Raw genomic sequence first — 12,311 nt, forward strand, 5'->3', positions numbered from 1 at the left:
CCGCGGAGGCCGCGACTGCGGCCGCCGCCCCCGCTGCGGAGCCCGCGGCGGAGGCAGCTCCCAAGCCGCGCCGCCGCCGCACCCGCAAGCCGTCCACCCCGGACGCCTGACCAGGTCGTCCCGACGCCCCTGCCCCTCGCCCGAGGCGGCAGGGGCGTCGCGTTTTCCCCGTGCGGGTGGCCGGTCCGGTCCCGGCGGGACCCTGCGGGTGCCCTCCCGCCGTGCACGGATCCTCCGCCGGGGGGGTGCCGCGCCTCCCGGCGGCAGGTGCGTCGGGGCGCTCCGGGGGTTCACCTCCTCACGACGGCTCGTGCGGGTCCGCGTGTGGTGCGGCTCCCCTCACCCCCCGGGCCTCGGCTGCACTCAGGCAGGGGACCCCACCGCTGCGGGGCACCCCATCCCGCAGGGCGGCGACCGCAGGCCGGTGAGGGCGTGGGTGAGGCGGGTGCCGCGGGTCCGCCTGCGCTCCGCGGAGGCGCGGCGCGGGGACCGGGGCGGCGCTGCCGGGCGCTCCTCCTCGCGCTCGCGCTCGCGCCCGCGCCCCGCGCGGCCTCCGCGGCCACGGCTGCCCGGCTCGCCGAGGTCCTCCAGCTCCTCCGCGTCCAGCCCGGCGCGGGTGCGCTCGGCGCGCGGCAGGACGCCCTTCGTGCCCTCCGGGATGCCGAGGTCCTCGTAGAGGTGCGGCGACGTCGAGTACGTCTCGACCGGGTCGTTGAAGTCCAGCTCCAGCGCCTTGTTGATCAGCTGCCAGCGCGGGATGTCGTCCCAGTCGACGAGCGTGATCGCCGTACCGGCCGCGCCCGCGCGGCCGGTACGGCCCACCCGGTGGAGGTACGTCTTCTCGTCCTCGGGCGACTGGTAGTTGATCACATGCGTGACGCCCTCGACGTCGATGCCGCGCGCCGCGACATCGGTGCAGACGAGCACGTCGACCTTGCCGTTGCGGAACGCCCGCAGCGCCTGCTCGCGGGCGCCCTGGCCCAGGTCGCCGTGCACGGCGCCGGACGCGAAGCCACGCCGCTCCAGCTGCTCCGCGATGTCCGCCGCCGTCCGCTTGGTGCGGCAGAAGACCATCGCAAGCCCCCTGCTCTCGGCCTGCAGGATGCGCGCGACCATCTCCGGCTTGTCCATGGAGTGCGCGCGGTACACGTGCTGGGTGATGTTGGCGACCGTCGCGCCCTCGTCGTCCGGCGCGGTGGCGCGGATGTGCGTGGGCTGCGACATGTAGCGGCGGGCCAGTCCGATGACCGCGCCCGGCATGGTCGCGGAGAACAGCATGGTCTGGCGCTTCACCGGAAGCATGTCGATGATCTTCTCGACATCCGGCAGGAAGCCCAGGTCGAGCATCTCGTCCGCCTCGTCGAGGACGAGGGTCCGGACGTGCGCCAGGTTCAGCTTCTTCTGCCCGGCCAGGTCCAGCAGGCGCCCCGGCGTGCCGACGACCACGTCGACACCCTTCTTGAGGGCCTCGACCTGAGGCTCGTACGCCCGGCCGCCGTAGATCGCGAGTACGCGGACGTTACGGACCTTGCCCGCGGTCAGCAGGTCGTTGGTGACCTGGGTGCACAGCTCGCGCGTCGGAACGACGACGAGCGCCTGCGGGGTGTCGGTCAGCTGCCCGGGCTCGGCCCGGCCGGCCTCGACGTCCGCGGGGACGGTGACCCGCTCCAGCAGCGGCAGACCGAAACCGAGGGTCTTGCCGGTGCCGGTCTTGGCCTGGCCGATGACGTCCGTGCCGGAGAGTGCGACCGGGAGGGTCATCTCCTGGATGGGGAAGGGGGTGACGATGCCGACGGCCTCAAGGGCCTCGGCGGTCTCGGGAAGGATCCCGAGCTCTCGGAAAGTCGTAGGCTGCGTAGTCAGGGTGTCGCCTCTTCTGTGAGCCGCGGTATGAGGCGAACGCTGGGGGTCTTGACCACGCCGGTCCGGAGTCGACCGCCGGCCAGGGAACGCGGCCGGATGGCGCGGGACCACTGCCGTCGCTCTAGCGTCATACCGCTGAGGGGCCCCTCGGTGCGAGGGCGCACGGAGGGCTGTCGGGTCGGAGCCGATCGGGCCACCGACCGGGCATCCTCATTCATGAAACGGCCCACCGAGCGCGTGCGGCGCACAGCACAGCGTGTCCGCATACTCGACAGGCGCTTTATCACTGTACCCCGGATTCGCGCAGGTGTGTTGGGCCAATTCACAAGGAGGGCCACGTCACACTCACTGACCAGGGCCTTCGAGGACCTGTCGGGCGGGCTATTCTCCGGACCATGGAGACGCCTGACAACGCCACCGCCGCCGCCGCGGAGACAGAAGAGCCCACCGGGATCGCCGCCAAGGACTGGGCCGGGGCGTCCGCCGACCCCCGCTACCGCGAGGCGATCGTCGATCTGCTCGGCGTACTCGCGTACGGCGAACTCGCGGCTTTCGAGCGCCTCGCGGAGGACGCCAAGCTGGCCCCGTCCCTGGCGGACAAGGCGGAGCTGGCCAAGATGGCGTCGGCCGAGTTCGCGCATTTCGAGCGGCTGCGGGACCGGCTCGCCGCGATCGGTGAGGAGCCGACCGCCGCCATGGAGCCGTTCGCCAGGCACCTGGACGACTTCCACGCCCAGACCGCACCCTCCGACTGGCTGGAGGGCCTGGTCAAGGCATACGTCGGCGATTCGATCGCCAGCGACTTCTACCGCGAGGTCGCCACCCGGCTGGACTCCGACACCTGCGCTCTGGTGCTGGGCGTGCTGGACGACACGGGCCACGGCAACTTCGCGGTGGAGAAGGTCCGGGCGGCGATCGAGGCGGACCCGCGCGTCGGCGGGCGGCTCGCGCTCTGGGCGCGGCGGCTGATGGGCGAGGCGCTCTCCCAGGCCCAGCGGGTGGTCGCGGAGCGCGACGCGCTGTCGACGATGCTGGTCGGCGGGGTCGCGGACGGCTTCGACCTGGCGGCGGTGGGCGAGATGTTCTCGCGGATCACCAAGGCCCACACGAAGCGCATGGCCGCGCTGGGCCTGGCCTCCTAGCGGCGGTCTCGGCTACTCAGCAGGTGGGCGCCGTCTCCGGCGGCGCGGTGGCCGGCCGCGCCGCCGCGCGTCGGCGCAGCCGGCGCCTCGCCGGCCTGATCAGCAGCGACAGCAGTACGGCGCTGATCGCAGCCGCACCGGCGAGCGTGCCCGGCACCTGGCCGGGGCCCAGCGCGGAGTGCGTGACCAGCGCGCCGAACAGGGCACCCAGCACCCCGGTCACCAGGACGGCGCTCCGCGACGGAAGCCGGTCGGCCAGTCGGTGGAGGGCCGCCCAGGCCAGGGCGAGTCCCAGGAGGACGGAGCCGAGAGCTTCCCAGTACACACACATCACCTCGCGGACGGCGGGGCGGGTCAGAACGGTCGTTCCCGTCCTACCCGACACCCCCGGAACGCAACCCTCCCCCGCCCGTCCCGGCCGTCCCGGCGGCTCTCTTCACCCGGTCGGACCACAACGCGGCCGGACAGCACGAAGGCCCGGCGGATCATCCCGCCGGGCCTTCGCCCACGTTCCGCAGCTCAGAGCGCGCCGAAGCCCACCCGGCGCACCGTGGGCTCACCGATCTCCACATACGCGAGCCGGTCGGCCGGCACGAGCACCTTGCGGCCCTTCTCGTCGGTCAGGCTCAGCAGCTGCGCCTTGCCCGACAGTGCCTCCGCCACCAGACGCTCGACGTCCTCGGCGGACTGCCCGCTCTCCAGAACGATCTCCCGGGGCGCGTGCTGCACGCCGATCTTGACCTCCACGGCTATGTCCCTCCGAACGGTCAGCGATGCGCGGCCAGCCGCGCCGTACGCTGCACACATTAGCCCGGAGAGGGGACGCCCCACGGCCCGGCCGCGCACGCCAACAGCGAACAGCGGCGCCACCGGAAGTCCCGGAGGGGGTTCAGGTCCCCTCGGTCCCGTGCAGCGGGAACCCGGCGATGCCCCGCCAGGCCAGGGAGGTCAGCAGCTCCACAGCGCGGTCGCGCGGCACCGGCGACTCGCTGGCCAGCCAGTGCCGGGCCACCACCTGGGACACCCCGCCCAGCCCCACGGCCAGCAGCATCGACTCGTCCTTCGACAGCCCCGTGTCCTCCGCGATCACCTCGGAGATCGCCTCCGCGCACTGCTGCGACACCCGCTCGACGCGCTCCCGCACGGCGGGCTCGTTCGTCAGGTCCGACTCGAAGACCAGCCGGAAGGCGCCGCCCTCGTCCTCCACGTACGCGAAGTAGGCGTCCATCGTCGCAGCCACGCGCTGCTTGTTGTCCGTCGTGGAGCCGAGTGCGGTGCGCACCGCCACCAGCAGCGACTCGCAGTGCTGGTCCAGCAGCGCCAGGTACAGCTCCAGCTTCCCCGGGAAGTGCTGGTAGAGGACGGGCTTGCTGACGCCCGCCCGCTCCGCGATGTCGTCCATCGCCGCCGCGTGGTAACCCTGGGCGACGAAGACCTCCTGGGCAGCGCCCAGAAGCTGGTTGCGTCGGGCTCGGCGCGGCAGGCGGGTGCCTCTAGGGCGTGCTGCCTCTGTCTGCTCGATGGCTGTCACGCCGCCTCCCAAAATCGATCCACATGTGCGCTGTGCGCCGCGCCCGCCATCGTACTTTCGGGTAACCCGGCTGTGCGCGCCGCGAGCGCAGAATTTCACGTACCGGACGCCGGCGACAGATGGTGCTTCAATCTTGAACCGCTACGGGGCGAGCGAGGACCGGTCAAAGTGTGGCGAAGCGGGCGCCGATCGTGAGTGATGCAGCTGGTCAGCGGTAGTCGTCCTCGTCCAGCTGGACGACCCGGGACTGCTCCGCCGCGTCCGCCTCGTTGGCCGTCGACGGGTCGATCCGGGTCAGCGGGTCGTCCTGCTCCTGGCGGAGGTCCGCGTGCTGCTCCGCCACGTCGGCCTCGGGGCTCTCCTCGTCCTCGGTGATCACTCCCGCGCCGTTCTCCTCGCCCGGCTCCGCTCGCGTCTCGGGATCCGTGGGATCGACGCTCATGAGGTCCCCTTTCCCTGCTGTCCACCCTGCTCGGGAGGCCCGCTCCGGGGTGTGGCGCGAGGCCCTGTAACGAGCCTATGGGCTGGCCTCTTCCCGCGCTACGCGATGTGTGACCGCAGACACACCGAATCGGGCGTGATCGTCTCGTAACATTGCCGCATGTCTTCGACCGAGCTGCCCGCGTCCGCGTCCGCCATCGCCGCAGCGGCTCCCCCGGTCCGCTCCGTCCGGGTCGGGGACGGCGAGAGACTGCGCTCCGTGGCACTGCCGGGCCTGAGGCTGAACGTACGCTTCCGTCCCGCCGAGGACCCCGGCAGGGCCCCCGCCCTGTACGTGCACGGGCTCGGCGGCTCCTCGCAGAACTGGTCGGCGCTCATGCCGCTGCTCGACGACCTGCTGGACGGCGAGGCCGTCGATCTGCCCGGCTTCGGTGACTCGCTGCCGCCGGACGACGGCAACTACTCGGTGACCGGACACGCCCGGGCCGTCATCCGGCTGCTGGACAGCGGCGACCGGGGTCCGGTCCATCTGATCGGCAACTCGCTCGGCGGCGCCGTCGCCACCCGGGTCGCGGCCGTCCGTCCCGACCTCGTGCGCACACTGACGCTCGTCTCGCCCGCGCTGCCCGAGCTCAGGGCCCAGCGCAACGCGTGGCCCACCGCGATGCTCGCGGTGCCGGGCGTCTCCCGGGTGTTCGCCAGGATGACCCGGGAGTGGACGCCCGAGCAGCACGTGCAGGGTGTCCTCTCGCTCTGTTACGGGGACCCCCGCCGGGTCACCGAGGACGCACGGCGCGCCGCCGTCGAGGAGATGGAGCGGCGCCTTGAGCTCCCGTACTTCTGGGACGCGATGGCCCGCTCGGCGCGCGGCATCGTCGACGCGTACACGCTGGGCGGCCAGCACAACCTGTGGCGGCAGGCCGAGCGGGTGCTCGCACCGACGCTGCTGGTGTACGGCGGGCGCGACCAGCTCGTCTCGTACCGGATGGCCGGCAAGGCGGCGGCCGCGTTCCGGGACGCGAGGCTGCTGACGCTGCCGGAGGCGGGGCATGTCGCGATGATGGAGTACCCCGAGACGGTCGCCCGCGCGGTACGGGAGCTGGTCACCGAGCACGAACCGGCCGGCCGGGAGCGTCCCGGCGGGCCGGCGGGGAGCTGAGCGGGGCGTGGGACGGCACAGCCGCAAAGGCGGCCGCTCCGCGACACCCCCGCGGAGCGGCGCGGTGGGCACGGGTACGGGGCGGCGCCGCAAGCCGCAGGCGGAGGAGCCGTACCAGGGCGCGGCGTATCAGGAGAGGGCACGGTCGCAGGGGGCCGGTCCCGATCCGGCGCGCCCCGTCCGCGGCGGGCACCCCGAGCAGAGGGAGCCGGGCGGTGGCTGGGGGGCCGGGCCGTACGCGGCAGCCGCGCCGCGGACCGCGCAGTCGCCGCCACGGGTGCCGGGGCCCCGGCAGGAGTTCGTCGAGGCGTTCGACGGGCCGCCGCCCTCGGGCGGGGCGGGCGATCCCGCCGGGGGTCCCGACGGCAGGGCGGAAGGCGGCGCGAAGGCCCCGGACGCCGCCCTCCCGGCCGGCGGCCGGGAGGGCGGGTCCGGCCTGGGGCGTACGTTCACCGGCATCGCCGCCGCCGCCGTCACCACCGTGCTCGCGTTCGTCGTGGCCGGGCAGGTGGCCGACGGGCAGAGGAGGGACGGGCAGGCCGTGTCGCCGGTCGACGCCGCCATGCGGCCCGGTGACGCGGACTCCGTTTCGCGGTCGGACCAGCGGCCCACCCCGTCCGAAGGGGTGGCGTCGCCGTCGGCGTCCGCGTCGCCCGAGAAGCCCCCGCCACCCACGTACGAGGAGCTGATGGCCCTCCAGTTCGACCTCGACCCCGAGCTGAAGGGGTCCGGCGAGTTCGAGGCCGTCGGCGGGACCGACCCCGCGCCCGGCAAGGGACGCAAGGTGCGTTACCGGATCGACGTGGAGAAGGGCCTCGGCCTGGACTCCGAGCTGTTCGCGCGGGCCGTGCAGGACACCCTCAACGACGACCGGAGCTGGGCCCACGACGGGGTCATGACCTTCGAGCGGATCTCCAGCGGGCAGCCGGAGTTCGTGATCACCCTCGCCAGCCCCGGCACGACCGGCGTCTGGTGCGCCAAGTCCGGGCTCGACACCACGGTCGACAACGTCTCGTGCGACTCCGCCGCCACCCGGCGCATCATGATCAACGCCTGGCGCTGGGCGCAGGGCGCGGACACCTTCGGGCCCGACGCGATGCTCGCGTACCGGCAGATGCTGATCAACCACGAGGTGGGTCACCGTCTCGGTCACAACCACGAGACCTGCCGCAAGCAGAACGCGCTCGCTCCGGTGATGCAGCAGCAGACGAAGACCCTGGAGATCGGCGGCGTGACCTGCCGTCCCAACCCCTGGGTGTACCCGTCAGCCTGACGGAGTGTGACCAATACCCGGTCTAGCGCAACAGAACGCTACCAGCGCGCGAAAGTTACGTGCATTCACCCCTTCCGGTGGCGCGATGGACAACCGTCCGCCGCGCCACCGCTCTGTCCGCTTACCGTCGTCCCGCCGCGAGTCGCCGGACCAACGGCGGCCGCACACAAGGGAGATCGGGGGTGTACTCGTGCGAATCGGAGTGCTCACAGAGGGTGGCTATCCGTATGCGTCGAGTGAGTCCAGGGTCTGGTGTGACCGGCTCGTGCGCGGGCTCGCGCAGCACGAGTTCGACGTCTACGCGCTGAGCCGCAGCGCCGGCACCCGGGGCGGTGGCGGACCGTTCCGGCAGCCCGCGAACGTGCGGCTCGTACGGACCGCGCCCCTGTGGGCGCCCGCCGACGACGGCCGCACCTACGGGCGCCGCGACCGCCGCCGCTTCACCACCCACCTGGCCGATCTCGTCACCGCCCTGAGCCGCACCCCGCAGGCCGCGGGCGGGACCGGTGACGACCCGCTCGCCGCCCGGTTCGCCTCCGGGCTCTACGGGCTCGCGGACCTCGCCCGCGAGCGCGGCGGACTGTGCGCCGCCCTCCGCTCTGAGAGCGCCGCCCGCGTGCTGGAGGCCGCCTGCCGGGCTCCCGGCGCACACCGGAGCGTGCACCCCGCGACCGTCCCCGACTACCTCGCCTTCGCCGACCGGCTCGAACGCGCCCTGCGGCCCCTGTCGCTCGACTGGTACGACACGGCGGACGGTCTCGGTTCCACCGACCTGTGCCACGCCGCGTCCAGCGGCGCGGCGGCCCTGCCCGGGCTGGTGGCCAAACGCTTCTTCGGGGTCCCGCTCCTGGTCACCGAGTACGGCGTACAGCTGCGCGCCCACTACCTGACCGCCGCCGGAACCCCGGACAGCCCGCCCCTGCGTACCCTCCTCGCCGCCTTCCAGAGGCGGCTCACCACCGAGGTCTACCGCCAGGCGGACGCCCTGACGCCCGGCAACACGCACGCCCGCCGCTGGCAGGAGCGATGCGGTGCCGACCGGGCCAGGATCCGGACGGTCTACCCCGGGGTCGAAGCGGAACGGTTCGCCGCCGTAGGGGACCGGGCGGACGAGGGCGGCGCGGGCGACGGCCGGACCGTCGTATGGGTCGGGCGCGTCGAACCCGCCAAGGACCTCGTCGGACTCCTCCACGCGTTCGGCGAGATCCGCAAGCAGCTTCCGCACACCCGGCTGCGGATCATCGCCGCCCCCGTGCGGGACCGGGAGGCCGGCGGCTATCTCGCCCACTGCAGGGGGCTGGCCGCCCAGCTGTTCCCCGACGAGGCCGCCGGCGCGCACGCGGTCGGGGACAATCCCGTCTCGTTCGAGGAGATCGGCGGCCCCGAGGCCCCCGACCTGGCCGACGCCTACGCCGCCGGGTCAGTGAGTGTGCTCTCCAGTGTCGTCGAGGGCTTCCCGGTCGGCCTCATCGAAGCCATGCTCTGCGGCCGGGCCACCGTCTCGACCGACGTCGGGGCGGTCGTGGAGGTCATCGGCGGCACGGGCCTGGTCGTGCCCCCGCGCAACCCGCGGGCGCTCGCGGACGCCTGCCTCGCGCTGTTGCGCGATCCGGAGCGCCGGCAGCGGCTCGGGGCCGCCGCCCGCGCCCGTGCGCTGGAACTCTTCACCGTCGAGCAGAACCTCGCCGCGTTCCGCGCCCTCTACCTCGAACTCCTGGCCCTCGCGCCCGTGCGCCGGGAGACCGAGAGCCCGTACGGCTGGCCCGTGCCGTTCGCCCATCCCGCCGAGGCCCATGTGGCCGGCCGTTGGACGGCCGCCCCGCGCCCCGCGCCCGCCTGGGCCGCCACGGTCGCGGAGGGTGTCCATGTCTGAGAGCCGCGCCGCCACGGCCCCGCCGCGCGGGCCCGTCGACCCCGTGAAGGTGCTCCTGCACCGCCACCGTGACCTGTGTGAACGGGCCGTCGACCCACTGGAGATCGCCGCAGGTCTCGAAGCCCACGGGGTCACCGACCGGACCGCCGCCCGCTTCCGCCACCGGGACGTGTTCTCCCTCGCGGAGGAGCTGTACGCGCGCGTGCCCCGGGGCGGGGCCGCCGCCCCGGACGCCGCGCCCGGCCGGGACCGGGCGGGCGAACCCGAGCGGCCGTGGCTGCCCGCCGCACTGCTGCCCGGAGCCGTCTGCGGGCTCACCGCGGCCGGTCACGCCCTGACCACCGGACCCCTGCGGCTCGCCCTCACCACCGCGGGTGCGCTGGGTCTCGTCGGGGCCGGGGTGTGGTGTGTGCGGCGGGGTCCCCTGCGGGCGCCGGGGCGGGGGGTGCCCGGGATGCCGGTGTGGACACCGCTGCTCGTGCTGTACGCGGCGTTCGGGGACGGACTGCTGGGCCAGCTGCTCCGGGGCGGGGTCGACCGGACGTGGTCCCCCGCCACCGGGGCGGTGCTGGGGCTGGCGCTCGCGGTGCCGCCCGCCGCCGGATGCGCCCGGCTGTACGCCGTACGGGCCGGGCGCAGGCTCGCCGGGAGCCGCGGGCTCACCGACTTCACGGCCCGGGCCCGCCCTCTGCTGCTGGCCGTCGTCGCCCTCCAGCTCTGCGCGCTGGCCGGACTGCTGGCGCTGGCCCGGCTGGTGCCCGGCACGGTGCCCGGCGCGTTCGCCCCGGCCGTCGCCCTGGGTCTGCTGCTGTTCCTGGCCCGGCTGCTGGCCGTGCACGGGTACGCGGAGGCCGCTTCCGCGGGGCTCGGCGCCGCATGCGCCGCCGAGGGGCTGGCCTGTGTGTCCGTCCTGGCCGGGCGGCTGCCGGGGGGCGGTGCGCTGGGCGTGCCGGTGCGGGCCGTCGTGGACGCCTGGGGGCCCGCCGCCGTGCCGACGCTCGCCTGCGGCGCCGCCGCGCTGGCCCTGCTGGTCCACGCGGCGGCGGTGCTCTCGCGTGCCTCCGCGCACACCCGACGACTCTGAGACCTCTGCCGATCGGACCCCGGGCCCGTCCTCGTACAAGGCCGGTGCCCTCGTCCCCGTGACTCTCCGTCCTGTCCGTCCTGTCCGTCCTGCTCCCCACCTTCCGTCGACCAAGGAGACATGCCACATGACCCCCCAATTTCCGATCTCGGCCGACCGCCGGCGCGAAGGGGGCGCGCGATGAGGGTGCTGCTGCTCGGCGCCACGGGATTCATCGGCCGCTTCGTCGCGGACCGGCTGCTGGCCGACCCGGCGGTGCACCTGACCGCCCTCGGCCGCCGCGACGACTCCGATGTGCGCTTCGACCTGGCCAGCGGCAGCCCCGGCGCCCTCACCCGGTTCCTGGACGCCGTCCACCCGGGTGTCGTCATCAACTGCGCGGGAGCCACCCGCGGCGGCGCCCGTGACCTGACCCGGCACAACACCGTGGCCGTCGCCACCGTCTGCGAGGCGCTGCGCCGCAGCCGCTGCGGGGCCCGCATGGTGCAGGTCGGCTGTGCCTCCGAGTACGGGCCCGCGCAGCCCGGCTCGTCCACCGCCGAGGACGCGGTGCCGCGCCCCGGCGGGCCGTACGGTGTGTCCAAGCTGGCCGCGACAGAACTGGTCCTCGGCTCCGGGCTCGACGCGGTCGTCCTGCGGGTGTTCTCACCCGTCGGGCCCGGAACCCCGGCCGGTTCGCCGCTCGGGCGGCTCGCCGAGGCCATGCGGCGGGCCATGCAGTCCGGCGACGGCGAGCTGAAGCTCGGCGGACTCGGTGTGCAACGGGACTTCGTCGACGTACGGGACGTGGCCCGGGCCGTGCACGCGGCCTCGCTGTCCGCCGCCCAGGGCGTCGTCAACATCGGCACCGGCCGCGCCGTAAGGCTCAGGGACGCGGCCGCCGTCCTGTCCCGGGTCGCCGGGTACACCGGCGCCCTGCACGAGCTGGACGGTCCGCTCACCCGGCCCGCCATCGCCGCGCAGCGCGCCGACAGCCTCGGTGACCACACACACCTGGGCATGGCGGCCCCCCCGGCCCATCCGTACCCGGACGGCTGCGGCTCCTGGCAGCAGGCGGACGTCCGCACCGCCCGCGACCGGCTCGGGTGGCGTCCCCGCATCAGCCTGGAGGAGTCCTTGGCGGACATCTGGATGGAGGCGGCATGCCGCATCTGACCGCTGCCGGGGCGGACCTGTCGGCCACGGGAGCCGAGAGGCTGGGCATCGGGATCCCCGGGTACGCGCACCCGCTGCTCGCGCCGGTGGAGTGGGCCGAGCTGGCCCGGCCGGGCACCCCGCTGCACTGGGCCGTGCTCAATGTCGCGGACGGCCCCGGGTACCGGCCCGACCCGTACTGCCTGAAGGCCGCGGGGGCGCTGCGGGACGCCGGGGTCCGCGTGCTGGGCCATCTCGCGATGCGGGACGCGTCCGGCGCGGCCCGGCCCTTCGGCGACCTGGTGTCCGACGCCCACCGCTACCTCGACTGGTACCACGTGGCCGGTTACCTGCTGGACAGCTGTCCCACAGAGCGGGAAGACCTGGCCGAGGTGCGGCGGCTCACCGCGACCCTGGAGACCGTGCTGGACGCCGCGGACGGCTGCCATCTGGTGCTGGGGCACGGCGCGCACCCGTACCCGGGCTATGCGGAGATCGCGGACCAGTTGGTGACGTTCTCCGGCCCCTGGACCGAATACCGCTGGTCACAGGCCGATCCATGGACCGCCGACCATCCGCCGGAGCGGTTCGCGCACCTCGTCCACGGAGTACCGCGCACCCACCTGGAGGAGGCGATGCGCATCGCCCGCTGGCAGGGTGCAGGGACGATCTTCTTCACCGACCGCATAAGTGAAGGAGTCGGGCAAAGTGCGGCATTCACGGCGCTGCCCGGCTACTGGGACGAAATCGTCTCGCAGATCGGACCAGGTGTCTCGGAATGAGGAGGGCCGTGGCAGTGTTACGGGAAACG

General features: G+C 74.0%; 11 protein-coding genes and 1 pseudogene. 7 read left to right on the forward strand and 5 right to left on the reverse strand.

Annotated features, from left to right (window positions below):
- Positions 1–447 precede the first annotated feature (447 nt).
- Positions 448–1,761, reverse strand: a pseudogene (locus tag I3F58_RS17470) (DEAD/DEAH box helicase); the annotation flags it as partial.
- Between the two features lie 497 nt (positions 1,762–2,258).
- Here I3F58_RS17470 and I3F58_RS17475 point away from each other — a divergent pair.
- The gene (locus I3F58_RS17475) at positions 2,259–3,005 is read left to right on the forward strand and encodes a ferritin-like fold-containing protein (protein ID WP_240109544.1); all 747 of its coding nucleotides are present in this window, start codon (positions 2,259–2,261) and stop codon (positions 3,003–3,005) included.
- A 16-nt stretch (positions 3,006–3,021) separates the two neighbouring features.
- On the opposite strand, the gene I3F58_RS17480 is transcribed toward I3F58_RS17475, so the two are convergent.
- The 4 genes from I3F58_RS17480 to I3F58_RS17495 all read right to left on the reverse strand — a co-directional run bounded on the left by I3F58_RS17480 (position 3,022) and on the right by I3F58_RS17495 (position 4,978).
- Positions 3,022–3,330, reverse strand: coding sequence for a hypothetical protein (locus I3F58_RS17480; protein ID WP_240109545.1), 309 nt, complete (start codon positions 3,328–3,330; stop codon positions 3,022–3,024).
- 194 nt (positions 3,331–3,524) lie between these two features.
- On the reverse strand, positions 3,525–3,752 hold the full coding sequence (locus tag I3F58_RS17485) for a DUF3107 domain-containing protein (protein ID WP_240109546.1): 228 nt from the start codon (positions 3,750–3,752) through the stop codon (positions 3,525–3,527).
- Between the two features lie 142 nt (positions 3,753–3,894).
- Entirely contained in the window at positions 3,895–4,536 is a 642-nt protein-coding gene (locus I3F58_RS17490) for a TetR/AcrR family transcriptional regulator (RefSeq protein ID WP_240109547.1), read from the reverse strand.
- A 208-nt stretch (positions 4,537–4,744) separates the two neighbouring features.
- Entirely contained in the window at positions 4,745–4,978 is a 234-nt protein-coding gene (locus I3F58_RS17495; RefSeq protein ID WP_240109548.1) for a hypothetical protein, read from the reverse strand.
- A 159-nt stretch (positions 4,979–5,137) separates the two neighbouring features.
- On the opposite strand from I3F58_RS17495, the gene I3F58_RS17500 reads away from it, so the two are divergent.
- The 6 genes from I3F58_RS17500 (at position 5,138) to I3F58_RS17525 (ending at position 12,282) form a co-directional block, all read left to right on the forward strand.
- Positions 5,138–6,136, forward strand: a complete 999-nt coding sequence (locus I3F58_RS17500) for an alpha/beta fold hydrolase (protein WP_240109549.1) — start codon at positions 5,138–5,140, stop codon at positions 6,134–6,136.
- A 7-nt stretch (positions 6,137–6,143) separates the two neighbouring features.
- A complete protein-coding gene (locus I3F58_RS17505) occupies positions 6,144–7,409 on the forward strand; it encodes a DUF3152 domain-containing protein (RefSeq protein ID WP_240109550.1) in 1,266 nt (421 codons plus the stop codon).
- A gap of 190 nt (positions 7,410–7,599) precedes the next feature.
- Entirely contained in the window at positions 7,600–9,282 is a 1,683-nt protein-coding gene (locus I3F58_RS17510) for a DUF3492 domain-containing protein (RefSeq protein WP_240109551.1), read from the forward strand.
- Entirely contained in the window at positions 9,275–10,366 is a 1,092-nt protein-coding gene (locus tag I3F58_RS17515) for a hypothetical protein (RefSeq protein ID WP_240109552.1), read from the forward strand. The genes I3F58_RS17510 and I3F58_RS17515 overlap by 8 nt, the downstream gene beginning before the upstream one ends.
- Positions 10,367–10,546: 180 nt before the next feature.
- Positions 10,547–11,521 carry an NAD(P)-dependent oxidoreductase gene (locus tag I3F58_RS17520; RefSeq protein ID WP_240109553.1) on the forward strand — a complete coding sequence of 325 codons (975 nt, stop codon included), beginning with the start codon at positions 10,547–10,549 and terminating at the stop codon, positions 11,519–11,521.
- A complete protein-coding gene (locus tag I3F58_RS17525) occupies positions 11,509–12,282 on the forward strand; it encodes a spherulation-specific family 4 protein (RefSeq protein WP_240109554.1) in 774 nt (257 codons plus the stop codon). Before I3F58_RS17520 ends, I3F58_RS17525 begins: the two co-directional genes overlap by 13 nt.
- Positions 12,283–12,311 lie beyond the last annotated feature (29 nt).

Source organism: Streptomyces sp. MUM 203J (assembly GCF_022414595.1).
Lineage (GTDB): Bacteria > Actinomycetota > Actinomycetes > Streptomycetales > Streptomycetaceae > Streptomyces.

Coding starts and splice junctions, on each gene's coding strand:
- I3F58_RS17475 (WP_240109544.1), top strand. CDS start 2,259: ATGGAGACGCCTGACAACGCCACCGCCGCCGCCGCGGAGACAGAAGAG.
- I3F58_RS17495 (WP_240109548.1), bottom strand. CDS start 4,978: ATGAGCGTCGATCCCACGGATCCCGAGACGCGAGCGGAGCCGGGCGAG.
- I3F58_RS17500 (WP_240109549.1), top strand. CDS start 5,138: ATGTCTTCGACCGAGCTGCCCGCGTCCGCGTCCGCCATCGCCGCAGCG.
- I3F58_RS17515 (WP_240109552.1), top strand. CDS start 9,275: ATGTCTGAGAGCCGCGCCGCCACGGCCCCGCCGCGCGGGCCCGTCGAC.
- I3F58_RS17520 (WP_240109553.1), top strand. CDS start 10,547: ATGAGGGTGCTGCTGCTCGGCGCCACGGGATTCATCGGCCGCTTCGTC.
- I3F58_RS17525 (WP_240109554.1), top strand. CDS start 11,509: ATGCCGCATCTGACCGCTGCCGGGGCGGACCTGTCGGCCACGGGAGCC.